This is a genomic window from Corynebacterium imitans (assembly GCF_000739455.1).
GTDB lineage: Bacteria > Actinomycetota > Actinomycetes > Mycobacteriales > Mycobacteriaceae > Corynebacterium > Corynebacterium imitans.
In genome coordinates this window covers 1,066,614-1,089,151 of the sequence record NZ_CP009211.1, presented here as the reverse complement: position 1 = coordinate 1,089,151, position 22,538 = coordinate 1,066,614, and the positions used below count along the sequence as shown (strand labels likewise).

Annotated in this window: 23 protein-coding genes; 11 read left to right on the top strand and 12 right to left on the bottom strand. The window is 66.0% G+C overall.

The annotated features are described in order from the left end of the window. Positions 1-4: 4 nt before the first annotated feature. Complete coding sequence (locus CIMIT_RS05065; protein WP_038590060.1) at positions 5-505, top strand: ArsR/SmtB family transcription factor; 501 nt, start codon at positions 5-7, stop codon at positions 503-505. On the opposite strand, the gene ligA is transcribed toward CIMIT_RS05065, so the two are convergent. Continuing rightward, a complete protein-coding gene (ligA, locus tag CIMIT_RS05060; protein ID WP_038590057.1) occupies positions 502-2,532 on the bottom strand; it encodes an NAD-dependent DNA ligase LigA in 2,031 nt (676 codons plus the stop codon). The two genes, CIMIT_RS05065 and ligA, sit on opposite strands and share 4 nt — an antisense overlap. 58 nt (positions 2,533-2,590) lie before the next feature. Here ligA and CIMIT_RS05055 point away from each other — a divergent pair, with 58 nt between their 5' ends. Then, a complete protein-coding gene (locus tag CIMIT_RS05055; protein WP_038590054.1) occupies positions 2,591-3,265 on the top strand; it encodes a 3'-5' exonuclease in 675 nt (224 codons plus the stop codon). Here the strand turns inward: CIMIT_RS05055 and CIMIT_RS05050 are convergent. Both CIMIT_RS05050 and CIMIT_RS05045 read right to left on the bottom strand, forming a co-directional pair. Continuing rightward, complete coding sequence (locus CIMIT_RS05050) at positions 3,262-3,627, bottom strand: hypothetical protein (protein WP_038590052.1); 366 nt, start codon at positions 3,625-3,627, stop codon at positions 3,262-3,264. The two genes, CIMIT_RS05055 and CIMIT_RS05050, sit on opposite strands and share 4 nt — an antisense overlap. Beyond that, positions 3,624-4,475, bottom strand: coding sequence for a uroporphyrinogen decarboxylase/cobalamine-independent methonine synthase family protein (locus tag CIMIT_RS05045; RefSeq protein ID WP_038594121.1), 852 nt, complete (start codon positions 4,473-4,475; stop codon positions 3,624-3,626). The genes CIMIT_RS05050 and CIMIT_RS05045 overlap by 4 nt, the downstream gene beginning before the upstream one ends. A 37-nt stretch (positions 4,476-4,512) precedes the next feature. On the opposite strand from CIMIT_RS05045, the gene CIMIT_RS05040 reads away from it, so the two are divergent. Then, a complete protein-coding gene (locus CIMIT_RS05040; protein ID WP_038590049.1) occupies positions 4,513-4,887 on the top strand; it encodes a PH domain-containing protein in 375 nt (124 codons plus the stop codon). Here the strand turns inward: CIMIT_RS05040 and mnmA are convergent. Further along, on the bottom strand, positions 4,884-5,963 hold the full coding sequence (gene mnmA / locus CIMIT_RS05035) for a tRNA 2-thiouridine(34) synthase MnmA (protein WP_038590047.1): 1,080 nt from the start codon (positions 5,961-5,963) through the stop codon (positions 4,884-4,886). The genes CIMIT_RS05040 and mnmA overlap by 4 nt on opposite strands. A gap of 106 nt (positions 5,964-6,069) precedes the next feature. Here mnmA and CIMIT_RS05030 point away from each other — a divergent pair, with 106 nt between their 5' ends. Genes CIMIT_RS05030 through CIMIT_RS05005 form a run of 6 tightly spaced genes read left to right on the top strand, consistent with a single transcriptional unit; the run spans position 6,070 to position 11,178 of the window. Then, on the top strand, positions 6,070-7,209 hold the full coding sequence (locus CIMIT_RS05030; RefSeq protein WP_157727799.1) for a sensor histidine kinase: 1,140 nt from the start codon (positions 6,070-6,072) through the stop codon (positions 7,207-7,209). Continuing rightward, positions 7,206-7,901, top strand: coding sequence for a response regulator (locus tag CIMIT_RS05025; RefSeq protein WP_038590044.1), 696 nt, complete (start codon positions 7,206-7,208; stop codon positions 7,899-7,901). Before CIMIT_RS05030 ends, CIMIT_RS05025 begins: the two co-directional genes overlap by 4 nt. 60 nt (positions 7,902-7,961) lie before the next feature. Continuing rightward, positions 7,962-8,876, top strand: coding sequence for an ABC transporter ATP-binding protein (locus CIMIT_RS05020; protein WP_038590040.1), 915 nt, complete (start codon positions 7,962-7,964; stop codon positions 8,874-8,876). After that, positions 8,873-9,619 carry an ABC transporter permease gene (locus CIMIT_RS05015; protein WP_038590038.1) on the top strand — a complete coding sequence of 249 codons (747 nt, stop codon included), beginning with the start codon at positions 8,873-8,875 and terminating at the stop codon, positions 9,617-9,619. The genes CIMIT_RS05020 and CIMIT_RS05015 overlap by 4 nt, the downstream gene beginning before the upstream one ends. A gap of 2 nt (positions 9,620-9,621) precedes the next feature. Next, positions 9,622-10,365: an ABC transporter permease gene (locus tag CIMIT_RS05010; protein ID WP_038590035.1), complete on the top strand. Its 744-nt coding sequence runs from the start codon at positions 9,622-9,624 to the stop codon at positions 10,363-10,365. Positions 10,366-10,383: 18 nt separating this feature from the next. Then, positions 10,384-11,178 (top strand): spermidine synthase, encoded by a 795-nt coding sequence (locus CIMIT_RS05005; protein WP_038590032.1) that lies wholly within the window; start codon positions 10,384-10,386, stop codon positions 11,176-11,178. Positions 11,179-11,242: 64 nt separating this feature from the next. Here the strand turns inward: CIMIT_RS05005 and CIMIT_RS05000 are convergent, their stop codons facing one another. The 5 genes from CIMIT_RS05000 to CIMIT_RS04980 all read right to left on the bottom strand — a co-directional run bounded on the left by CIMIT_RS05000 (position 11,243) and on the right by CIMIT_RS04980 (position 16,485). After that, positions 11,243-12,334, bottom strand: a complete 1,092-nt coding sequence (locus CIMIT_RS05000) for a glycoside hydrolase family 25 protein (RefSeq protein ID WP_231910350.1) — start codon at positions 12,332-12,334, stop codon at positions 11,243-11,245. 69 nt (positions 12,335-12,403) lie between these two features. Next, positions 12,404-13,540: a cysteine desulfurase family protein gene (locus CIMIT_RS04995; RefSeq protein ID WP_038590029.1), complete on the bottom strand. Its 1,137-nt coding sequence runs from the start codon at positions 13,538-13,540 to the stop codon at positions 12,404-12,406. Positions 13,541-13,545: 5 nt separating this feature from the next. Continuing rightward, the gene (locus tag CIMIT_RS04990; RefSeq protein WP_038590026.1) at positions 13,546-14,721 is read right to left on the bottom strand and encodes a THUMP-like domain-containing protein; all 1,176 of its coding nucleotides are present in this window, start codon (positions 14,719-14,721) and stop codon (positions 13,546-13,548) included. Further along, on the bottom strand, positions 14,702-15,574 hold the full coding sequence (locus tag CIMIT_RS04985; RefSeq protein ID WP_038590023.1) for an NUDIX hydrolase: 873 nt from the start codon (positions 15,572-15,574) through the stop codon (positions 14,702-14,704). The genes CIMIT_RS04990 and CIMIT_RS04985 overlap by 20 nt, the downstream gene beginning before the upstream one ends. Before the next feature lie 53 nt (positions 15,575-15,627). Then, the gene (locus CIMIT_RS04980) at positions 15,628-16,485 is read right to left on the bottom strand and encodes an ABC transporter ATP-binding protein (protein WP_038590020.1); all 858 of its coding nucleotides are present in this window, start codon (positions 16,483-16,485) and stop codon (positions 15,628-15,630) included. Positions 16,486-16,647: 162 nt separating this feature from the next. Here CIMIT_RS04980 and CIMIT_RS04975 point away from each other — a divergent pair, with 162 nt between their 5' ends. Beyond that, positions 16,648-18,672, top strand: a complete 2,025-nt coding sequence (locus CIMIT_RS04975; RefSeq protein WP_038590017.1) for a maltotransferase domain-containing protein — start codon at positions 16,648-16,650, stop codon at positions 18,670-18,672. Positions 18,673-18,716: 44 nt separating this feature from the next. Next, positions 18,717-20,921, top strand: coding sequence for a 1,4-alpha-glucan branching protein GlgB (gene glgB, locus CIMIT_RS04970; protein WP_038590014.1), 2,205 nt, complete (start codon positions 18,717-18,719; stop codon positions 20,919-20,921). 100 nt (positions 20,922-21,021) lie between these two features. Here glgB and CIMIT_RS04965 read toward each other — a convergent pair whose 3' ends face one another. Genes CIMIT_RS04965 through CIMIT_RS04955 form a run of 3 tightly spaced genes read right to left on the bottom strand, consistent with a single transcriptional unit; the run spans position 21,022 to position 22,522 of the window. Beyond that, a complete protein-coding gene (locus CIMIT_RS04965) occupies positions 21,022-21,894 on the bottom strand; it encodes a tetratricopeptide repeat protein (protein WP_038590010.1) in 873 nt (290 codons plus the stop codon). A 22-nt stretch (positions 21,895-21,916) separates the two neighbouring features. Beyond that, entirely contained in the window at positions 21,917-22,225 is a 309-nt protein-coding gene (locus CIMIT_RS04960) for a thiamine-binding protein (RefSeq protein WP_038590007.1), read from the bottom strand. A 9-nt stretch (positions 22,226-22,234) separates the two neighbouring features. Further along, entirely contained in the window at positions 22,235-22,522 is a 288-nt protein-coding gene (locus tag CIMIT_RS04955) for a hypothetical protein (RefSeq protein ID WP_038590004.1), read from the bottom strand. Positions 22,523-22,538: the final 16 nt, after the last annotated feature.

Here is a 22,538-nt window from a genome sequence, read left to right as displayed (position 1 = left end):
ATACATGACCTCTGATGCATCACGACTCGACGCACTCGAAGCGCGTGTGGCAGCCCTGGAATCAGCGCTCGCAGGCAGCTCGGACACCCCTTCACGAGACATGGATCTGCCTGACCTGCCCACGGCAATGCGCGCGCTCGAGGGCTGCGACAACGGCGCGGTGGCCTTCGGCGGATCGGTGACCACAGACTCCGGGACCTATGACTACCAGTGGGCTCGCCCGACGGAGTGGGTGTCAGCACACGACTGGTCGGAGCAAATCGAACGACTCGCAGCACTCGCCCACCCCGTGCGCGGCGAGATCCTGCGGCACTTGCTCGCCGCACCCGCGACTGCCGCCGACTTGGTCGCCGCCGAGGTGGTCACCTCCACGGGCACGGCGTATCACCACCTCAACGCGCTGCACGCGGCCGGCTGGGTGGACAAAGAACACGGCGCATTCGTGCTCCGCCCGGCGCGCGTGATTCCGCTGATGGCGATTATCACGGCAGCGGAGGCACACTAAAGCGCGTCGGGGCCCTGCTCCAACAGGGTGACGAACTGCTCCTCGTTGAGGATCGGGCGGCCCAAATCGCGCGCCTTCTGCTCCTTGGAGCCGGCGTTGTCCCCCACCACCACGAAGTCGGTTTTCTTCGACACCGAGCCTGAGGCCTTGCCGCCGCGGATGAGGATCGCTTCCTTAGCGGAGTCGCGGCTAAAGCCCTCGAGTGTGCCGGTGACCACGACGGTCAACCCTTCGAGGGTCTGCGGGGTCGCATCTTGGTCCTGGTCGTCTTCCATGCGCACCCCGGCTGCTGCCCAGGTATCGACGATGTCGCGGTGCCAATCCACGGTGAACCATTCCTTGAAGGATTCGGCGATGATGTCGCCGACGCCGTCGGTTTCGGCGAGGTCGTTAACGTCAGCGTCGAGAAGCGCCTGCATGCTCTTGTAGCGCGCGGCGAGCGCGCGGGCGGCGGTGGGCCCGACGTGACGGATGGACAGGGCGACGAGCACGCGCCAGAAGTCGGCCTGTTTTGCGGTCTCGAGGTTGGCCAAAAGCTTCTTGCCGACGGCGTTGACCTGGCCGTCCTTGCGGGTGTAGGCGGTGGATTTCTTCAGGTCGGATTCGGTGAGGTCAAAAAGCGCGGCTTCGTCGATAAGCACGCCCGAGGCGATGAGATCCTGGGCACCCTTCTCGCCGAGCGCCTCGATGTCGAAGGCACCGCGGGAGGCGAGGTACTCCAGGCGGGTCGAAAGCTGCGCCGGGCACGAGCGGGTATTCGGGCAGCGCCAGTCGGCGTCGCCCTCCTTCGCCGGGGCAAGCGTGGTGCCGCACGACGGGCACTCCTTCGGGTAGACGAACTCGCGCTCGGTGCCGTCGCGCAGATCGGCGACCGGGCCGAGCACCTCGGGGATGATCTCGCCGGCCTTGCGCACTACGACCGTGTCGCCGATGAGCACGCCTTTGCGCTTGACCTCGTGCTGGTTGTGCAAGGTGGCCATGGAGACCGTGGAGCCGGAGACGAAGACCGGCTCGAGCACCGCGTACGGGGTCGCGCGCCCGGTGCGGCCGACCGAAACCTGGATGTCTTTGAGCTTGGTGGTGACCTCCTCCGGCGGGTACTTGTACGCGATCGCCCAGCGCGGGGCACGCGAGGTGGAGCCGAGTTGGCGCTGCTTTGCGACGCTATCCACCTTCACCACCAGACCGTCCATCTCATGAATCGCGTCGTGGCGGTGCTCGGCCCAGTACTTCACCGCGTCCTGCACGTCCTTGGCCGTCTCAGCCCGCTTGGTGTACTCGGAGACCGGCAGGCCCCACTCAGCGAGCTTGAGGTAGGCCTCGTGCTGCGTTTCCGGCTCGAAGCCCTCGCGGGCCCCGATGCCGTGGCAGATCATGCGCAGCTTGCGCTTCTTCACGTCCGCGGGGTCCTTCTGGCGCAGGCCGCCGGCGGCGGTGTTGCGTGGGTTGGCGAAGGGCTTGCCGCCCTCCTTCATGCGCTGCTCGTTGAGCTCGGGGAAATCCTCCGGGCGGATGAACACCTCGCCGCGCACCTCCAGCAGCGCGGGCGCGTCGCCGGAAAGCTTATGCGGGATGTCCTCGATCACGCGCGCGTTGGCGGTGATGTCCTCGCCGACCGTGCCGTCGCCGCGGGTGGCGGCGCGCTCGAGCACGCCGTTGCGGTAGACCAGGTCGATCGACAGCCCGTCGATCTTCAGCTCGGTCAGGTACGGCCCCGGCGTCTTTTCTAGCCACTCAGCAAGTTCCTCGGGGGAAAAGACGTTGTCCAGGCTGTACATGCGCTCGAGGTGGGTCACGTCGGCGAACGCGGAAGTCGCGGCGGTCGGCGCGCCAACCTCCTTGGTCGGCGAGTCCGGCACTGCCAGCTCCGGGTGCTCGGCCTCGAGCGCCTTGAGACGTTCAAAAAGCGCGTCGAACTCGCCGTCGGTGATCACCGGCTGCCCGTTGTAGTACAGGTCGCGGTGGTGGCGCACGTCGTTTGCCAGCTCGGTCCATTCACGGTGCAAATCTGCAGAAATCTCGCTCACAACCTGCCAGCATAGCTTTTCGCCCCGGCGTGTTCGCCTCCCCCGCTATCATGCAAACATGGCTTACTTCGACGCGTCCCGCATGCTCTCCTTCGACCTGGAAACTACCTCGGTCAACCCGCGCGAGGCCCGCATTGTCACCTCCGCGCTGGTGCGTATCGACGGGCGCGAGGTCACCGCCAACGAGACCCTGGCAGACCCCGGCGTGGAGATCCCCGAAGCGGCCGCCGCGGTCCACGGGATCAGCACGGAAAAGGCGCGGGCCGAGGGCCGCGACCACGACGAGGTGCTGCACGAGACCGTCGCCGCGATCAAGCAGGGCTGGGAGGACGGGCTCACCCTCATCGTATTTAACGCCCCCTACGACCTAAGCGTGCTGCGCGCGCTCACCGGCGACTTCACGGTCACCGGCCCAGTGTTTGATCCCCTGCTGATCGATAGGGCGCGCAACCGCTACCGCAAGGGCAAGCGCAACCTGGGCGCGCTGTGCGAGCATTACGGGGTGCGCCTAGACAACGCGCACGAGGCCACCTCGGACGCGATGGCAGCGGCGCGTATCGCGTGGAAGCAAGTGCGCAAGGTATGGCCGGAGCTCGCGGAGATGGACACCGACGAGCTCATGGAATACCAGGCCGTGGAGAACTACCGCATCCAGACCGACCTGAAGAAGTGGCTAGAATCCCGCGGGCGCGACGCGTCCAACGTGAGCATGGGCTGGCCGATGGTGGGCTAAAGCTCCTCTCGCAGCTTTTCGACGAACGCGCGCAGCCCGTCGTCATCAGACTCCAGCGCGTGTACCTCCCCAGTCTTGGTCCGCACGATCATGTCGCCGTCCGTCAGGTCCACGGTCTCGATGTGTTCTGCAGGCACCTCTGTGGTTTCATCGTCTTCTACCAAGCGCAGTGTCTGCCCATCGAAGGACACCGCTTGTTTTTCTGAGGGGTTCGAGAAGACAATGAAGAACACTACGCCGATGACAACGCCCATAACGAGGTCGTCCAACAGCAGACCGAAGACGACGAAGAACATCGCCCCGAACGTAACGCCTGTCGAATAGTCGCGTCGCTTCTTACTCCACGTCAGCGGTTCGCTCATGCCTCCATGCTAAGTTCTTCCGCCATCTCACGGGCCGCACGGTAGTTCGCCGCGGTAGCAACCAGCGTGTCCGCTGGCTCCGCATACACGTCGATCACGGTGCGCGCCGGGTCGATCTGCAGCTCGTCGAAGACGCAGTAGAGCTCGCGCGGCGCCATTGTCGGGATCGCGATGCGGCTGCCCTGGTCCAACAAGCGAGCCAGCGCGTCCTTGTCGCAGGTGCGGGGGTCAACGGTGAGCCACGGGGTGTCGTCGAGAAGCTTCGGTGTGTGCAACAGGTGTTCGCCGAAGCGCGCGAGGGTTTCCTGCGGCTCGTGGATAGCGCGGATGGTTTCGTAGTCGGTCGCGCCCTTGAGCGTGCCGGCGGTGACCTCAGGCAACAGCGGCTCGTCGAGCTGCAGCACGGTTGAACCGAAGCGGGAGGCGACATCGCTACGATGCGCGGCGCAGGCCTCGAGTAGCGCGTCGGTGAGATCGCGCAGCGCGCCGTCGTCGGTGATCATGCGGTGTCCATTGGGCATCTCCACCTCAGCGGCGAGCGTAAACGGGCCGACCAGCTGCACCTTGACCGTGTCGGTTTTGCCGTGCCAGGCCACCTCGAGCGCGTCGAGGTCGCGGGCCATGCGGTCGGCGTCGGCACGCTTGCGGGCAGCGACGCGCCAACCACGGGGCCCGGGCGCGATCGGGATATCCAGCAGCGCGGTGGTGCGCCCGATTGCATCCGAACCCACCCCGCGCTCCGGCAGCTGCGGGATATGCGGCAGCGGAGACTCGGAAAGCACGACGTCGGCGGCTTGCGCGAGATCCGCGCCGGGCAAGGGCCCAAGCCCAAAAGCAGTTGCATTCACGGCACCGATGATACGGACGTGCGGGTATGCTCTGTGCATGGCTCTCGAACAATTCACGGGCTGGACCTTCATCTCCCCCTGCCCTATCCCCAGCGACATTCAGGACATCCTCGCCCACGGCGAACAAGCTATCCAGGCGTTCAAAACAATCCGCGACGCGGCCGTGTTTACCAACAAGCGCCTGATTATCCGCGACGCGCAGGGCATGACAGGCAAGAAGGTCGAGATGTATTCCATCCCCTTCAAAGCGGTGACCATGTGGTCGACCGAAAACGCCGGCAGGATGCTCGACTGGAACGCAGAACTTGAGCTGTGGACCAACGTCGGCCACTTCAAGATCAACCTGGGCAAGGAGATCGATATCCGCGGCATCGACCGCTTGATCGCCTCCTGCGTGTTCGGCGCGTCCTAGGCCGTCGCGCAGATTGTTCCCGAGCCGAGCACCACATCGCCCAGGCCATCTGGATCCGGCAGGTAAAGCACCGCTGCCTGGCCGCGCGCCACGCCCTCGAGCGGGGTGTGCAGGTCAAGGGTCATGCGGTCGTCACCGATGCGCGCAGTGCACTTGACGACGCCACCGTGCGCCCGAATCTGCACATTCGCCTCAAACTCGCCCTCCATGACCGGGTGAAGCACCTTGAGCCGGTCCGCGGTGATCTGGTGGACCTTGAGCGCCTCGCGGGGGCCCACGGTCACGGTGCCGGTTTCCGTGTCCACGTCGGTGACGTAGCGCGGCTTGCCGTCGGCAGCCGGCACTCGCAGATCCAGTCCGCGGCGCTGGCCGATCGTGTACTGGAACGCGCCGTCGTGCTCCTTGAGCTCCGTGCCGTCCTGATCCTTGATCAGCCCGGGGCGCATGCCAATGGAGCGGCCGAGGAAGGCCTGCGTGTTGCCGTCCGGGATAAAACAGATGTCGTAGGAATCCGGTTTCGTGGCCGTCGAAAAGCCGTACGCAGCGGCCTCCTCGCGAATCTGCGGCTTCTCCGTATCGCCGACCGGGAAGAGACAGCGGTTGAGCTCATCGCGGGTGAGCACGCCGAGGACGTAGGACTGGTCCTTGTTGGGGTCGGTGGAGCGCCGCAGGTTGCCGTCGTCGTCGATGATTGCGTAGTGGCCGGTGGCCACCGCGTCGAAGCCGAGGGTCACCGCGCGCTCAAGCAGGGCTGCGAACTTGATCTTTTCGTTGCAGCGCAGGCACGGGTTCGGGGTCTCGCCGTGCTCGTAGGACCAGACGAAATTATCAATCACGTCCTCTTTGAAGCGATCCGAGAAGTCCCACACGTAAAACGGGATGCCCAGCTTGTCGCACACCCGGCGCGCGTCCGCGGAGTCCTCGAGCGAGCAGCAGCCGCGGGCCGACTCGCGGGTCTGCTGCGCGTCCTTCGACAGGGCGAGGTGCACTCCGACGACGTCGTGGCCTTGCTCTACCAGGCGCGCAGCCGCCACCGAGCTGTCCACGCCCCCACTCATCGCCGCTAGTACTCGCATGTGGCGGAAGTGTACCCGCCGCGCGCGGGCGGGGAAAACGCGCCGGATCATACTGTGGCATGACGCATGCCGCGCGCCCTATCGCTAGGTTAAGGCTATGCCGCAGATGACGCCCTCACCGAAGCTCCGCACGCGCGACTTCATCCTCGCCGGCGTGTTGGCGGCATTTGCGTTGCTTGGCGTCGTCAGCGTCTCCGTCCCGGTGTGGACGATTGTGGCTGGTGTTGTGTGGCTGATCATCGCGCCGTTTTCCCGCTGGCGCTGGCCGTTGGCTACGGTGCTCATCGCCGTAGCGCTGCTTGCGGTGCGGGCGATGAGCCCACTTTTGACCGTGACGGATATTGTCGTGGCGACGTTTGCCGCGTACCTCATCCGCCGGAATTTGCCACCCGTGCTCCGCGATGTCGCCGCCACCGTCGTCATCGTGGGCGATGTCCTCGCGATCTCGTTGGTCTCGCCGGTGCTGCGGAGCATGCCTCTCGACGAGCGCCTCCCCTACCTTGCGTGGAGCGCCACACTGCTTGTCGCGGCCGGGCTTCTCGGCGAGCTGCGCAGACGGACGGAGGAAGCCGCCGCTCGTGAGCTGGAGCAGGCACTGAAGCGACAGCGGGCTGAACTTGAGCACGCCATGTCCGAGCAACGCGCATTCCTCGCGCGTGAGATCCACGACGTGGTCACTCACTCGTTGACCGTGATGGTCGCGCAGGCCGACGGCGGCCGCTACGGCGAGCCAGAGGAGAAGGACGAGGCACTGCGCACCGTCGGCGAGGTTGGCCGGAAATCGCTGTCTCAGATGCGCGAGGTCGTCGCGCTGCTTCGCACACCCGAGTCGCGCCCGGTCGAGCCTTCGCCTTCCTCGCTTGATCTCGACGAGCTCGTCCGCACGAGCCAGCTTGGTGGCCTCGACGTGGAGTACACGGTCACCGGCACGCCTCCGGCGCAGCTGCCGCTGGCTACCTCGCTGGCGGTCCAGCGCGTGGTGCAAGAGGCGCTCACAAACGCGCTGAAACACGGCGATGGCTCTGCGGCGCTCGATGTCGCGTGGCACAGCGACGCACTGGTAATCACGGTGGCCAACCCCTTCACCGGGGCACCAATGGAACATGCCGGCCAGGGGCTGCGGGGGATGCGCGAGCGCACCTCACTCATCGGCGGGTCGGTGCAAGCCGGTCCGAGCGACCCGCAGCGTTGGACTGCCACGCTCCGAGTCCCGTACCCCGCTCCCGACATGAGGAGGCATACATGACCACAATCCACGTCGGTATCGTCGATGACCAAGCACTGTTCCTCCACGGAATCCAGCGGGTGATCGACTCTCAGCCGGATCTGTCTGTGGAGTGGCTCGCTGCCAACGGTGCCGAGGCGCTCGAACAACACGCGCAGCGCCCGGTCGACCTCGTACTCATGGACGTGCAGATGCCGGTGCTCGACGGCATCGCCGCCACCGCCGAATTTGCCCGCCGTTTCCCGGAGACCAAGTTGGTCGTCCTCACCACATTCGACGACGAGGACTACGTGGTCAACGCACTCTCCGGCGGCGCAAGCGGATTCCTCCTCAAAGACGCTGAGCCCGAAGTGCTTCTCGACGCCATCCGCACCGTCGCCGCCGGCGACGCCGTCATCTCCCCGCGCGCCACCAAGCGCATCATCTCCCGGCTCGCCAACCACACGGAGACAGCACCCGCACTCCCGAAAGCGGACCGCCTCGCGCTGGACGAGCTCACCGCCCGCGAGCACGAAGTCCTCGTCGCCATCGGTCGTGGCTGGTCGAACTCGGAGATCGCCGAGCGCATGTTCATCTCCATGCCGACGGTGAAAACACACGTGGGTCGTATCCTGGCGAAGACGCAGTCGCGCGACCGCGTACACGCGGCGTTGTTTGCCTACCGCACCGGCCTCGTTGACCGCGCCGATCTGCTCGCTCATCCCGAGGTATGACGCGAAAGATCGTCCCCGGCTCCGACGTTTTCGCCGCCGCTCCCCGCGAGAGTGGAAGCCATGGATACACCAATTATTGCGACGCGGGGTCTGACGAAGACCTACGGTAAGCAGGCGGTCGTCGATAAGCTTGCGCTCGAAGTACCCCAGGGAGCGGTGCACGGGCTGCTGGGGCCGAATGGCTCCGGCAAGTCGACGACGATGAAGATGCTGCTCGGCCTGACTACTCCCACCGCCGGCGAAATCACCGTCATGGGCCGGCCGATGACGAGAGCCACGCGCGGCGAGGTGCTCGCCGACATCGGTTCGCTCATCGAGTCGCCGGCGGCGTACCCGCATCTCACGGGTGCCGAGAACATGCGGATCGTCACAAGACTTTTCAAGGCCGATCCGGCGCATGCCCAGCGCGCGGTGCGCCTCGTGCGGCTTGAACGCCACATGGATAAGCAGGTCAAGAAGTATTCGCTCGGTATGAAGCAGCGTCTCGGCATCGCGATCGCGCTTGTGCGCGACCCGCAGCTGCTCATTCTCGACGAGCCAACCAACGGTCTCGACCCGGCCGGCATCGAGGAGATCCGCGAGCTCATCATCAGCCTTGCGCGCGACGAGGGGCGCACAGTCCTCGTCTCGAGCCATTTGCTTTCGGAAATTGAGAAGATGGCGACGAGCCTGAGCATCATTAACCAGGGAAAGCTGGTCTTCCAGGGCTCGCAGCGCGAGCTTTTCGACGCCCACCTCCCCGACCTCTTCATCCAAACCCCTGCCGTCACTGCGGCCACTTCGGTTTTACGTGAGCGACAGCCACGCATCGTTTCCGGCGGCGTGGAGGTGCCCGGGCTCAGCGACGACGACGTCGCCGCGGTGTGCGCACAGCTTGTCGCCCACGACGTCCCGATCCACCAGGTGGTGCGGGCACGCCGAAGCCTCGAGGAGATCTTCATCAGCATGACGGGACGGGAGGGCCTGAGCGCATGAACGTCGAGATCCTGAAACTGCGGCGCACGCGTATCCTGCTGCTCGGTGGGCTGCTTTCGTTCGGCATCGTGCTGTTCGCGTCGATGAACCTCTTCGCCGATGGGCAGGTGGACACCTTTGTCGCCGATCCAGGCGGGGCGTGGTCTGGGCAGCTCATCGGTGTCGCGATGGCGCTGGCGTTTCTTACCCCGCTGCAGGTGGCGCTGCTTGCCAGCCGCGCGGTGGACAACGAACACGCAAGCGGCGGGTGGCTGCTCAACGCGGTAGCGGGCACCCGCCAAGGATCACTGCTGCGCCGCAAGCTGTGCGTGCTCGCGCCCCTGATTGCCGCGCTCAAGCTGCTCGAGTTCGGCGGGTGTATCGCGTTTCCGGTCCTGCTCGGGGCCCCGATGCCGAGCGGAAGCACCGCCGGGGCCTGGGCACTCTACGCGCTCGCGGCTGTCATCACGAGCATCGCACTCGCCGGTGCCATGGTCCTGCTCGCGGCGGTGACCGAATCGCAGATCGGAGTGCTCGCGTGCGGCGTCGTCGGCGGATTCTGCGGCATCGTTTCGCTGTTGTCTCCCGCTTGGCTCGCCGCGATCAACCCCTTCGGGTATTTCGCCGTGCTGCTCCCCTACACTTTCGCGGACGCAGGTCCCGTACCGACGCAGCCGGGGTGGGCGCTGTGGTGCGTCTACATCGCGCTGCTTGGCGCGGGCTTTTACTTCGCGACGCGCGCGCTCAACGGGAAGGAAATCTAGCCATGCTTTTCAACGAGTTCGCTAAACTCCGGCGTGCACACATCGCCATCGTCCCCCTTGCCATCCCCCTGATCGCAGTCGTCTTCGGTGCGGGCAACTACGCCGCCAACTCCGGGGTGTTGGACTCCGGCTGGCACAGCTACTGGTCCCAAGCGACGCTGTTCTACGGGATGCTCTTCATGGTGGCAGGCATCGCCATCCTCGCCTCCGCCGTCTGGCGGGTGGAACACCGCGGCGGCAATTGGAACATACTGCTCACCTCATCCCAGCCGGCCGCGAGTCTGATTACCGCCAAGCTCGCCGTCATTGTCGCGCTCACAGTCCTCATGCAGTGCGTCTTCATTCTCTTCAGCACGATCGGCGGCTGGGTCGCCGGGCTGTCGGGCCTGCCTCCGCGAGCATTGCTCGCCTCTACGCTGCTCGCCGTGATTCCGGCAACGGCAGTCGCCGCGTGGCAGAGTTTCGCTTCCATGGTGATTCGCAACTTCGCCATGCCGGTCGCGCTCGGCGTGATGGCGAGCATCCTTTCTTTCGGCACGATCGCTGCCGGCGTCACAGCTGCGCAGTTCGTCCTCCCGCCCGTCGGTGTGACGAAGGCGCTCTGGATGGGCAGCACCGCGGTCGCGGGCTCAGACGCGCTCGATTTAGGCACGCTCGCCAGCATTGCCCCGAGTGCGCTGCTGCTCACCGCGGCAGGCTGGCTCGCATCAATCGCGTACCTGCGTTTCGTCGACGTGCAAGCCTAACGACTACCCTCCCAAAGCATGGCTGCGAAAAGCGAGACGTACCCCATCGACAGCGGCGAGGCTGAAATCCACCACGAACCCGACGGCTCGATGGTGTTGCTTGTCAACGGGGTGCCCAGCTCGCACATCGTGCCCGGCAAGCCGCAGCGCCTGGACTTCGAGTACATGCGCTGGATCGCGGACTTCCTCGACTCGCTCCAGCTCGGCAGCACACCCCGCTGGCCGAAGCCGCGCCTGACGCACCTGGGCGGGGCGGCCTGCTCGCTGCCGCGCTACTTCGCCGCCGCGTGGCCCGGCTCGCGCAACACCGTCGTGGAGATCGACAGCCGTCTCGCCGAGCTCGCACGCGAGCTTTTCGACGTCCCCCGCTCCCCCGCCGTGAAAATCCGCGTCGGCGACGCGCGCGAGATCACGGACTCGTTTAAGCCTTCAACCCGCGATGTGATGATCCGCGACGTGTTCGCCCAGGCGCTCACCCCGCGCGAGCTGACCACCGTGGAGTTCTACCAACACGTGCGCACGTGCTTGAGCGAGACCGGCGTCTACGTGGCCAACTGCGGCTCGCATGCCGACCTCAAGGAAGCGAAGGAGGAACTCGCCGGCATGAGCGAGGTGTTCCCGCACGTCGCGGCGATCGCTGATCCGCCGATGCTCAAAGGACGCCGCTACGGCAACATCGTGCTCATCGGCGCGAACACCCCGCTCGAGGCAAGCCCGCAGCTCACCCGCAATCTGCTCAAGGGCGCGGTGCCTGCCCACTTCAAGGGCGAAAAGTGGGCACGCGGCTTGGCCACCACCCCGCGCCACGACTAGTACACGTACGCAAAACCGGCACCCACTTACACGTGAGTGCCGGTCCTCGGACGGTGTACGCGCGCTACTTCGTCGCGTTGTCCAGCAGGATGAGCAGGTCGCCGATCTGGTAGTCGCCGATCATCATGTTGCGTAGGTCTTCCACGGGCAGCTCGCCCTCGGCGGCGAGTTGGCCAACCATGTCGGCGATGTTGCGCGCGTCCTGTTCGCTAAAGCCAGCCTGGTCAGCAGCCTCGGCCAAGCCCGCGATACCGAGCGCACCGCCGGCGAGCGCGAGGATTGCCACGACGAGTGCCGTGTTGTCCTGCTCCAGCACGGCGAGCTCGCCGGAGTCGGAGGCCTGGAACTTCTCCAGCACGCCACCCCCTGCGTTGAGGTTGCCGGCGGCGAAGCTCATGAACTGGCCCGCGTTGCCGTTGAACAGGTTCATGTCCACAACGGCGTCGATGCCGGGTACGCGCCCGGAGTCGGAGCGCTGCCAGAAGCTCAGGTGGTCCCAGCCGCCGACCGGTGCGGGCGGCTGGTTCTGGTAAGCGGCCAACCACAGCGGGTAGCGGGTGAACGCGTTGGTGTTGTCCATACGCTCGTACCAGAAGTAGCGGTAGGTGTAGAGCATCGGCGTGCGCCCGGTGCGTGCCTCGAGCTCAGCCATGAAGATCTGGGTCCATGCGGCGAGTTGGACCGGGCCAAGCCCCTCGTTGACCTCGAGGTCGAGCACCGGCGGCAGCTGGTTGCGCGGGCCGGCGTTGATGGTGTCGGCGAAGTGGCGCGCCTGCGCGATCGGGTCGGTCGCCGGGCGGGCGTAGTGATAAGCACCGACCTTCATGCCGGCCTCACCAGCGGCTTGGGCGTCCTGGGTGTAGAAGTCGTTGACGTAGCTCGTGCCCTCTGTTGCCTTGATGAAGGCGAACTGCTGGCCGCCGGGGCCTGCAACCATGCGCCAGTCGATCGGGCCGCCGCCCGGGTGCTGGTGCGCGGCGACGTCGACGCCGTTGATCAGGCCGGGTAGCGCCTGGGCGTCGGCAGACTTCTGCCCGAAGGGGCTGGCCACGAGGAGCGTAAACGTTAGGGCGGCGGTGACGACGGCGGCGATCAACGCCTTGAGTGTGTTTTGGCGCGCGTTGCGCGCGTGCATAAGCGTCCGAGGTGCGTACATATGCGGAACTTTAGCGCACTTGAGTCACAACTTTCACACCTGACACACCGGTGGGCGTCGAAAAGCGCGCTAGAGCGAGCCGGCGAGGCGGGCGCGCTCGATGACTGCGGGCAGTTCGGCGACCACCTTGTCCACGTCCGCAGCGGTGGTGGTGCGGCCGAGCGTAAGCCGCAGCGCGCCCATGCCGTCCTCGGTGGCCACGCCCATCGCCTCGAGCACGTGCGACAGGCGGTGCACGCCCGCCGAGCAGGCCGAACCGGCGGAGGCTTCAATGCCGAGCGAGTCGAGCAGCATGAGCATGGATTCCGCCTCCGCGCCCGGGAACATCAGGTGCGCGTGCCCAGGCAGGCGCGGCTCCGGGGTGGTGACCAGCGTGTTCGGCACAGCGGCGACGATGCGCTCGATGAACTCGTCGCGCAGCTTCGCCAGGCGTGCATTTTCCGCCTCGCGTTCAGCCAGTGCCTCGCGCAGCGCCGCGGCAGTAGCGGCAGCCGCCGCCACGTCGACCGTGCCCGGGCGCAGGCCCCGCTCCTGCCCGCCGCCAAGCAACACCGGAGCCGGCACTGGCGAGCGGCGCGCGAGCAGGATGCCGCTGCCGCGCGGTCCGCCGAACTTGTGCGCGCTAGCCGCGAGTGTGGTCGCGCCGCTGTCGTGGAAGTGCACGTCCTCTTTGCCCACGGCTTGGACCGCGTCGATGTGCAGCGGGGTGCCAGCGGCAGCGGCTCGCTCGGCGGCCTCGCGCACGGGCTGCACCGCGCCGGTCTCGTTGTTCGCCCACATCATGGTGGCCACGGCGGCCGGGGTGTCCAAGGCGCTCAAGTCGCGGAGATGCCCGCCGCGGTCCGGCTCCATCCATGCAACCTCGGCCCCTTCAGTCTGTGCTAAGGACTTGACTGTCTCGAGTACTGCCGAGTGCTCAATCGTGCTGGCCACCACCCGGTTCGTGCCCGCCGCTTCTCGACGCGCCCGGTACAGACCCCGCACCGCGATGTTGTCCGCCTCCGTGCCGGAGCCGGTGAAGATCACCTCGACGGGGTCCGCGCCCAAAAGCTCGGCGATGTCCTCGCGCGCCTGGGCGAGCACGGCGCCTGCGGCGCGGCCCGAGGAGTATTGGCCGCCGGGGTTGACGGCTGCTGCGTGTTCGACCCAGGCGTCGATAGCCGCCTGGCGCATGGGGGTTGTTGCTGCGTGATCGAGATACACCATGCCGCTTATGGTAGCGGCCGGTGCTCCCGCGCATCGCAGATGAACGCCCGCGCGTCATCCCCCACGCGAGCGATGATCACCCCACGCTGCTGCGTACCTTTGAGCTTGAGCTTCTTACGCAGCGCGTCCGGGTCCACATTGACCCCGCGCACGAGGATTTCCACCGCACCCGCATCAAGCTGGCGCAGCGCAGCCTTCAGCCGCTTCAGCGGCACCGCATCCCGCACACGGAAGCCGCTGTAGCCGGGCGGGATCTCCTCGCCGCTTAAGAAAGCGATGTGCGGGTCAAGCTGCCACAGCCCGTGCGTATCGGCCCACGTGCGCACAAGCCCCGCGCGGATGATCGCCCCGTCGGGCTCGATAATCCACTCGCCCGGCTGGCGCACCTCAGCCGGTGCAGAAGCGCGATCGTCACCGTGGCCGCGCACGGTCTCGACAAAACCGTCGCTGCGCAGCACGACTGCCTCCCGCCCACTGCCGATCCCGGGCGTGTACAGGCAGGCCTCTTTCACCCCGCCGTCGAGCGAGACCACGCTGACTAAGCCCTCCCACTCGGAGTAGTCGATGCCCGGCGCGCACTTCACGGCAAGTTCCGCGCCCGGGTAGGCCGCCACAAGAGCCGGCAGAGGCGGCTCGAGCTGGGCGGGGTCGGTGATACGTCGGCCATCTTTACGGCGGGCAGGATCAGCCACGATCACCCCGTCCGCACCCCCACCAACAGTGCTGGCAGGCGCGAGCGCGTCGGCGCGCGCGAGCCAGGCGTCCTCGCCGAGGTTGAAGCGCGCCATGCGCAGGCGGGCAGCCGAGAGGTCCGAGCCGAGCCAGCTCAGGCCTGCGTCGCGCATGTGGGGTGCCTCCGAGCCGACGGAACAGGTCACGTCGTGGACGAACTGCGCGCCTGCGTCCGCAAGCGTGCGGGCGCGGTGGGCGGAAACAAGGGCGGGCGTGGCCTGCTGGGCGGCATCCGAGTCGGTGAGCCACCAGTTAGGGAACTTGTCCGCCGCCTGACGCTGGGCGGCGATCAGTGCGGAGACGGCGCGGGCGTGCTCGCCGAACTCGGCGTCCAGGCGCGCGCGGTCGGAGAACACACTTGCTTTGGTCAGGGCCAGCTCCGGGGCGATCGCCCGGATGCGTTCGGCGTTGGCGGCGAGGTAGTCCACCTCAGTCGCGTGAAATGCCATAGCGGCGTCCAATCCGATCTTTTGGTGTGAAGGTAAAAAATTCGGAGAAGCGCTCGTCGTCGACCGGGTCGCCGATCACCGGGGAGATCGTGGCGTGTTTCGCCGATTCCAGCGTCTCTTCCACAGTGTGAAAACCCTCGATCAAGCGCAGCTGTGCCCAGGTCGCAGGGGCAAAACGCACGAGCCCGTGCCGCCAGCCTTCTAGCAGCAGCGAGGGCGGGAACCAGTTGGCGTCGTCGGCCTCGCCGGTGTTGCCGTCGGGCTCCTGGCCGGTCGGGTTGGCCGCGAGGAAGCTGAAGGTGTCGAACCAGTTGCCGCGCTCGGATTGCCCGACCCACCTGGCGAAGGGCTTGAGCAGGTCGGCGCAGACGTTGAGGTCGTGGGCGCGCAGCACGTCGGTCAGTGAGATCTCGTGGGATTCCAGCAGGAGGCGCTGGTGGTGGAACGGGCGGGCGTCGTCAAGCAGCTTGCCCGCATCGTCGACGGCGAGCAGCGTGCCGGTCTCCTCGAAGAGCTCGCGCACGGCGGCGAAGACGAGCGCGTGCGCCTTGTACTTGGTCACGCCGAGCTGGCGGGCCATAGAGATTGCGCTGCGGCCGAGCCACAGGTCGCCGTCGTTCCAGGCGCGGCCCGGGAAGTCGCGGCTGTCCACCCCGCCGCCGGGAAACACGGTGACCCCGGGGTAGTTCTTCATGCTGAGCACGCGCTCCTGCATCCACACTTCCATCCCCTGGGGTGTGTCGCGCAGCAGGAGCACCGTCGCCGACATGCGCGCACCGTGAAACCCGCTGACCTCGGTGACGTCGATCTCGTCGCCGCGGTCAGCTGAGAACGCCCCAATGCTGCGCTGCATGCCTCGACCCATCCTTGATGGGGCACCGAATGCTTCTCGACGCCCCACTGTCACTACTTCCTGTGCGCCCCCGCACGGGCCGAACGTGCCCGGCGCGCGAAGAAGCGGCCCTCATCCCGGGTCACCTCAATCGGCTGGTGGTAGGCCTTGGAGACGTTCTCACTGGTAAGGACGTCCTCGATGAGGCCCTGGGCGACGACATCGCCCTCGTCGAGCAGCATGGCGTGGGTAAAACCGTACGGAATCTCCTCAAGGTGGTGGGTGATCATCACCATCGCCGGGGCGTCCGGGTCCAAGGCAAGCTCACCTAGGTAAGCGATGAGGTCCTCGCGGCCACCTAAGTCCATGCCCGCGGCGGGCTCGTCCATAATCAAAAGCTCAGGGTTGATCATCACCGCACGGGCGATGAGCACGCGCTTCTTCTCCCCGTCAGAGAGCGTGCCCCAGCGGCGGTCGATCAGGTGCATCGCGCCGACCTGCTCAAGCACGTCCATCGCCTGGGCGTAGTCCATCTCGTCGTAGTCCTCGCGCCAGCGCCCGACAATGGCGTAGCCGGCGGAGACGACCAGGTCGCCCACTTTCTCGTCATCCGGCACGCGCTGCGCGATCGCCGATGAGGTAAGCCCGATGGCGGCGCGCAGGTCGCGCATGTCGGTGCGCCCGAGCTGTTCGCCGAGCACAAACGCGGTGCCCTTGGAGGGAAACTCGAGCGCAGACGCCATACGGATCAGGGTCGTCTTGCCCGCCCCGTTGGGGCCGATCACTACCCAGCGCTCATCAAGTTCGACCTGCCAGTCCACCGGGCCGACGAGGCGTGCGCCGCCGCGCGAGAATTCCACCCCGCGGAAGTCGATAAGAAGGTCCGGGTCCGTTCCTGGTTCAGTCGCTCGTGCATCATTCACGGTTCCCATTCTGTCCTATTTTCTCTCGCATATGTGGAAGTTGCATCCGGCGCGCCAAAGGGGGCTGTCTTGCCACCCCAATAATTAGGCACATCTTAGGCAGGTGAAGCACGAAGTCTTTCGCTACTCTTGGCAGTGATACACACGCGACGGACGAGGTAGAGATACAGCATGGTTGCAAGGTTCGGAATTGATGACGTTCGCCCCCAGGTCAGCGGGCGCACGCTCCCCGCAAAGGCGGTCGTCGGTGAGGTGGTGCCGGTCTCCGCGCTCGTCTGGCGCGAGGGCCACGACGCGATCGCGGCCACGCTGGTGATCACCTCCCCCGACGGCGACCAGTACTCGGTGCACATGCACCCGGAGCCCTTCCGCCCCGACTACGTCCACTCCGTGTTCGTGCCCGACGAACAGGGTCTGTGGCACTTCCGCATCGACGCGTGGTCCGATGTGATGGCCACCTGGCGCAACGCCGTGACCAAGAAGCTCAACGCCGGGCAGACCGAAGCCGAGCTGGCCAACGACATCGCCCACGGCATTGAGCTGTTCGAGGCCGCCGCGGAGCAGACTCCCGCGCCAGATAGCGAGGTGCTGCGCGATGTCGCCACCGCGCTTGCCGACGACACGTTGCCGCTCGAGCAGCGCATCAACGCCGGCCTGAACGAGGATGTCCTCGACGTGCTGGCGGCCTACCCCCTGCGCGAGCTCGTCACGCACGGCCCCACCTGTGATGTGGCCGTCGAGCGTCGTGCCGCGCTGGTGAACTCCTGGTACGAGCTGTTCCCCCGCTCCACCGGCGGGTGGGACGATAACGGCCGCCCGGTCCACGGCACCTGGGAAACCACCGCCGCCGCGCTCGACCGCGTGGCCGCAATGGGCTTCGACACCGTGTACTTCCCGCCGATCCACCCGATCGGCGAGGTCAACCGCAAGGGCCGCAACAACTCAGTTACCGCCGAGCCGGGCGACGTCGGCTCCCCCTGGGCCATCGGCTCGCAGCACGGCGGCCACGATGCCTTCCACCCCGAGCTCGGTGGCGAAGAAGAATTTCTCGAAATGCTGCACCACGCCGAGCAGCTTGGGCTGGAGGTCGCCCTCGACTTCGCGCTCCAGGCCGCCCCGGACCACCCGTGGGCGGAGGCGCACCCCGAGTTTTTCACCGTGCTCGCGGACGGCACGATCGCGTACGCGGAGAACCCGCCGAAGAAGTACCAGGACATCTACCCCATCAACTTTGATAATGACCCGGAGACCCTCTACGACGAGGTCTACCGCGTCATCATGTTCTGGGTGGGACTGGGCATTTCCACGTTCCGCGTGGATAACCCCCACACGAAGCCGGTGAACTTCTGGCACTGGCTGATTGCCAAGGTGCACGAGACGCACCCGGACGTCATCTTCCTCGCCGAGGCCTTTACCCGCCCGCCGCGCATGTACGGGCTGTCCAAGGCTGGCTTCTCGCAGTCGTACACCCACTTCACGTGGAAGGTGAGCAAGGAAGAGCTCACTGACTTTGCGCAGCTGTGCGTCGACGTCGCTGACGTCTCGCGCCCCAACCTGTTCGTCAATACCCCAGATATTCTGCACGCCTCGCTCCAGCAAGGCGGGCCAGCCGCTTTTGCCATCCGCGCAACCCTTGCCGCGACGATGAGCCCGCTGTGGGGCGTTTACTCCGGCTTCGAGCTCTACGAGTCCATCCCCGTGCGCGGCGGCTCCGAGGAGTACCTGGATTCGGAGAAGTACGAGCTGCGCCCGCGCGACTTCGAGGCTGCGCTCGAGCGTGGCGAGTCGCTCGAGCCCTACCTCACGCTGCTCAACTCCATCCGTAAGGAGCAGCCCGCGCTCCAGCAGCTGCGGCAGATCCGCTTCCACGAGGTCACCAACGACCAGATCCTCGCCTACTCCAAGGTCGACGCCGTGACAGGCAACACGATCGTCGTGGTAGTCAACCTCGACCCCTGGCACACCCAGGAGGGCATGGTGCACATCGACGCTGGCGCGGTCGGACGCGACGAGGGCGAACCCTTCCAGGTGCACGACCTGGTCACCGGCAACCGCTACGACTGGGGGACGCACAACTACGTCCGGCTCACGCCACAGAACAACGTGGCGCACATTTTCCGCCTGCCGGAGGTGGCACCGGAGCGTCGAGAAGCATTGGCCTACCGTCAGATCTCTGACCACGACTACCGGCCCTAACCCCCCGCGCTGCACTACCTGGATACTCAAGAAGAAAGACAATTATGACCGGCCACAACCTCTCCCCGGAAGCACTCATCCCGGAGCACGACCGCACGCGCCTGCTGCAGTGCAAGCACCACGCGCCGCACGACTTTTACGGCCGCCACCTGGTGGCAGGCAACACGGTGGTGCGCACCCGCCTGCTCGGTGCCACCGACGTGCAACTGCTTATCCACAACGACATGATCCAGATGGTTGATACCGGCGACGACATCTGGATCGCCGAGCTCGACGGCGAGCACGCCAGCGACTACCGCCTGCGCGTGACCTACCCCGAGGCGGAACCGCAAATCATCGCGGACCCGTACTACTTCCTGCCCTCGGTCGGCTCCCTCGACCTCCACCTCATCGGCGAGGGCCGCCACGAGCGCCTTTGGGAGGCACTCGGCGCGAACGTCAAGACCTACACCACGGACCTCGGCCAGGTCACCGGCACCGCGTTTGCGGTGTGGGCTCCAAACGCGCGCGGCGTGGCCGTCGTGGGCGACTTCTGCGGCTGGAATCCCAACCAGTACCCGATGCGCTCGCTCGGCTCCACCGGCGTGTGGGAGATCTTCATCCCCGGCATCACCGATGGGGCGCACTACAAGTTCGCGGTGCAAACTGCCGACGGCGGCCGTAAGGACAAGGCTGACCCGCTGGCCAAGGCCACCGTCGCCCCGCCGGAGACAGTCTCCGTGGTCGCCGCGCCCAGCGAGTACGAGTGGCGCGACGCCGACTGGATGCAGAAACGCCAGGGCATCGACCCCACGAATTCGCCAATGAGCGTCTACGAGTGCCACGTCGGCTCCTGGAAGCAGGACGCGGACTACAACACGCTGCGCGAAGAGCTTGTGCCCTATCTGGTGGAAAACGGGTTTACTCACGTGGAGTTCCTCCCCGTTGCCGAGCACCCCTTCGGCGGCTCCTGGGGCTACCAGGTCACCGGCTACTACGCGCCGACCGCGCGCTGGGGCACCCCGGATGAGTTCCGCGCGCTTGTCGACGAGCTGCACGCCCACAACATCGGCGTCATCGTCGACTGGGTCCCCGCCCACTTCCCCAAGGACGACTTCGCACTCGCCCGCTTCGACGGCACCGCGCTTTACGAGCACCCGGACTGGCGCCGCGGCGAGCAGAAGGACTGGGGCACCTACGTCTTCGACTTCGGGCGCAACGAGGTCCGCAATTTCCTCGTGGCCAACGCGTTGTACTGGTGCGAGGAGTTCCACCTCGATGGCCTCCGCGTCGACGCAGTAGCCTCGATGCTCTACCTCGACTACTCACGCGAACCCGGCGAATGGCTGCCAAACCAGTACGGCGGCCGCGAGCACTGGGACGCCGTGCAGTTCCTCCAGGAGATGAACGCCACGGTCCACCGCACCCACCCGGGCGTGGTCACCGTCGCCGAGGAATCCACCGCCTGGCCAGGCGTGACCGCCCTGACCGAGTCGGATGGCTTGGGCTTCTCCCTGAAGTGGAACATGGGCTGGATGAACGACACCCTCGAGTACTTCTCCCTCGATCCGGTGCACCGTTCCTACCACCACAACGAGATCACTTTCTCACTCGTCTACGCGTTCAGCGAGAAATACGTCCTGCCGTTTAGCCACGACGAGGTCGTCCACGGCAAGGGTTCGCTATGGACCCGCATGCCTGGAGACGATTGGAACAAGGCCGCCGGCCTGCGCGCCCTCTACGGCTACATGTTCTCCCACCCTGGCAAGCAGCTCCTGTTCATGGGCTGCGAGTGGGGCCAGACCACGGAGTGGGACGAGGCGCATTCGATTAACTGGGACAACATCGGCGACAGCTGGGGGCATGAGTACCACCGCGGCATCCAGCGCCTCGTGCGCGACCTCAACCTGGTCTACCGCGACACCCCGGCACTGTTCTCCCAGGACAACACTCCGATGGGATTCCAGTGGATCAAGGGTGACGACGCGCAGCACAACATCCTGTCCTACATCCGCTGGGGTGCGGACGGCTCCGCAGTACTCGCCGTGGTCAATCTCTCCGGAGCCTCGCAGCCGAACTACCGGCTGGGCTCGCCGAAGGCGGGTACCTGGGATCTGCTGATCAACACGGACGCGGGCATCTACGGCGGTGCCGACAACCCGCTCGCTGGTGAGGTACACACCGAGCCCACCGCCTGGGATCAGTTCGACCAGTCCCTCAACCTGCACATCCCGGCGATGAGCGTGCAGCTGTACAAGCTGCGGGGTTAGGAACCTGGGATAGCCCTGGCCCGTCGTGCTCGAGGAGCGCGGCGGGCCAAGTTATTGCGGGGCGTCGACACGCACCGGTCCGCCCAAACCGCCAGCCAGGCTAGAACAGCGCGCTGGCCAGATTGGTACGCGCCTGGATCACGCGCGGATCATCGGGCGCAAACAGCGTGAACAGCTCAAGCAGGCGCTCCTTCGCTTCCGGTGCCGTCTTCACGTAGCGCAGCAGGCGATCGAAGGCTTTCTCCGGTGCCCCCGCGACGACCTCTGCGTCTGCGGCGGCGAGTTGCTTCTCCACGTCATCCGGGGCCTGCTCCGCTTCAGCGATCGGGTCAGTCGTGCGGTTCTGCGGGTCAAGTCGACGCAGCACTGCAACCGCCGCCTTTGCTTGCTTGACCGGCTGGTTGTCCGGCTCCTCAGTCAGAATCGCGTCGTAGATGGCGGTGGCTGCGTCGAAGTCGCCGCGGTTGAGCGCCGCGGTCGCCTCATCCAGGCGCGGATCCTCGGGGGTGGCCTCCTCAGCCTCGGGTTCCTCGCCTAAGCCCTGTAGCTGCGGGCCAACGTTAGTGACCAGGGCTTCCACCCACTGCTTGAGCTGCTCTACGGGCTGGTTGCCTTCAAAGTTCGTCACCGGCTGCCCGGCCGCTAGCGCGACGACGGTGGGCAGCGCGCGCAGGCCGAACATCTGGGCCACCTGCGGCGTCGCGTCAGCGTCGACGTAGGCGACCATGAACTTGCGCTGGTTGGCGGCAAGCGTCTTGAACGTCTCCTTGAGCGTCTCGGAGTCCTCCGAGCGCTGCGTGCCGAACATCAGCACAACCGGCACTTGCATCGAGCGCTGGAACGCACGCGCCTCGATGTCTTTCTCATCGACGGTAATAAACGGCTCGAAGCCGCCTTCCTTGAGCTGCTGCTGTGCTTCCTTCTGCTCGACCAGCTTGTTCAGGTCTACTGCCCCGGGACCAAAATCCGGCATTTATGTACTCCTTGTATAGGTTCTATTGTTCTTGGGAGAAGTGCTTCTCCAGCGACGCTACCTTTTGGTGCAACATGTCGGTGTATCCAGGACGGATATCCGCTTTGATCACCAACGATACCCGCGGCGAAACGGCCTCGACCGCCTGCGTTGCGCGCTTGATCACGTCCATGACCTCGTCCCACTCCCCCTCGATCGTGGTGAACATGGCCGTCGTCTCGTGCGGTAGGCCTGATTCGCGGACCACGCGCACTGCGCGCGAAACCGCCTCTGACATCTCTGCGGTGGCGTTATTCGTCACCGTCGGTGCGACTGAAAATGCTGCGATCATGGGCCCAGCCTAGCGCCTCGCCCAGCAGTGTTTGTGCCAATGCCGCCGATCGTCGCCACGGCCTCCTGCATCACGGGGCCAGGCCACCACGTGCGCAACACCCGGCGGAATATTCTGGTTGCACCGGGGACAGACGTAGAACTTGTTCGCCGCGCTCGCACCGATCAGCCGCACGAGGTAGATCTCCCCGTTACTCCAGCTCGGCCCCTCAACCTCCTGGGTGCCAATGAACGTCGAGCCATCGCGCGGGAGCACATACGACGGGGTGATGTTCTGGCGGCGGTTCTTCCTCGGCATCGCGAGAGCCCCCTTT

Excerpts from the sequence above, each read along its gene's own strand:
- CIMIT_RS05065 (WP_038590060.1), top strand. The coding sequence starts at position 5 with ATGACCTCTGATGCATCACGACTCGACGCACTCGAAGCGCGTGTGGCA.
- CIMIT_RS05055 (WP_038590054.1), top strand. The coding sequence starts at position 2,591 with ATGGCTTACTTCGACGCGTCCCGCATGCTCTCCTTCGACCTGGAAACT.
- CIMIT_RS05050 (WP_038590052.1), bottom strand. The coding sequence starts at position 3,627 with ATGAGCGAACCGCTGACGTGGAGTAAGAAGCGACGCGACTATTCGACA.
- CIMIT_RS05040 (WP_038590049.1), top strand. The coding sequence starts at position 4,513 with ATGGCTCTCGAACAATTCACGGGCTGGACCTTCATCTCCCCCTGCCCT.
- mnmA (WP_038590047.1), bottom strand. The coding sequence starts at position 5,963 with ATGCGAGTACTAGCGGCGATGAGTGGGGGCGTGGACAGCTCGGTGGCG.
- CIMIT_RS05030 (WP_157727799.1), top strand. The coding sequence starts at position 6,070 with ATGACGCCCTCACCGAAGCTCCGCACGCGCGACTTCATCCTCGCCGGC.
- CIMIT_RS05025 (WP_038590044.1), top strand. The coding sequence starts at position 7,206 with ATGACCACAATCCACGTCGGTATCGTCGATGACCAAGCACTGTTCCTC.
- CIMIT_RS05020 (WP_038590040.1), top strand. The coding sequence starts at position 7,962 with ATGGATACACCAATTATTGCGACGCGGGGTCTGACGAAGACCTACGGT.
- CIMIT_RS05015 (WP_038590038.1), top strand. The coding sequence starts at position 8,873 with ATGAACGTCGAGATCCTGAAACTGCGGCGCACGCGTATCCTGCTGCTC.
- CIMIT_RS05010 (WP_038590035.1), top strand. The coding sequence starts at position 9,622 with ATGCTTTTCAACGAGTTCGCTAAACTCCGGCGTGCACACATCGCCATC.
- CIMIT_RS05005 (WP_038590032.1), top strand. The coding sequence starts at position 10,384 with ATGGCTGCGAAAAGCGAGACGTACCCCATCGACAGCGGCGAGGCTGAA.
- CIMIT_RS05000 (WP_231910350.1), bottom strand. The coding sequence starts at position 12,334 with ATGTACGCACCTCGGACGCTTATGCACGCGCGCAACGCGCGCCAAAAC.
- CIMIT_RS04995 (WP_038590029.1), bottom strand. The coding sequence starts at position 13,540 with ATGGTGTATCTCGATCACGCAGCAACAACCCCCATGCGCCAGGCGGCT.
- CIMIT_RS04990 (WP_038590026.1), bottom strand. The coding sequence starts at position 14,721 with ATGGCATTTCACGCGACTGAGGTGGACTACCTCGCCGCCAACGCCGAA.
- CIMIT_RS04985 (WP_038590023.1), bottom strand. The coding sequence starts at position 15,574 with ATGCAGCGCAGCATTGGGGCGTTCTCAGCTGACCGCGGCGACGAGATC.
- CIMIT_RS04980 (WP_038590020.1), bottom strand. The coding sequence starts at position 16,485 with ATGGGAACCGTGAATGATGCACGAGCGACTGAACCAGGAACGGACCCG.
- CIMIT_RS04975 (WP_038590017.1), top strand. The coding sequence starts at position 16,648 with ATGGTTGCAAGGTTCGGAATTGATGACGTTCGCCCCCAGGTCAGCGGG.
- glgB (WP_038590014.1), top strand. The coding sequence starts at position 18,717 with ATGACCGGCCACAACCTCTCCCCGGAAGCACTCATCCCGGAGCACGAC.
- CIMIT_RS04965 (WP_038590010.1), bottom strand. The coding sequence starts at position 21,894 with ATGCCGGATTTTGGTCCCGGGGCAGTAGACCTGAACAAGCTGGTCGAG.
- CIMIT_RS04960 (WP_038590007.1), bottom strand. The coding sequence starts at position 22,225 with ATGATCGCAGCATTTTCAGTCGCACCGACGGTGACGAATAACGCCACC.
- CIMIT_RS04955 (WP_038590004.1), bottom strand. The coding sequence starts at position 22,522 with ATGCCGAGGAAGAACCGCCGCCAGAACATCACCCCGTCGTATGTGCTC.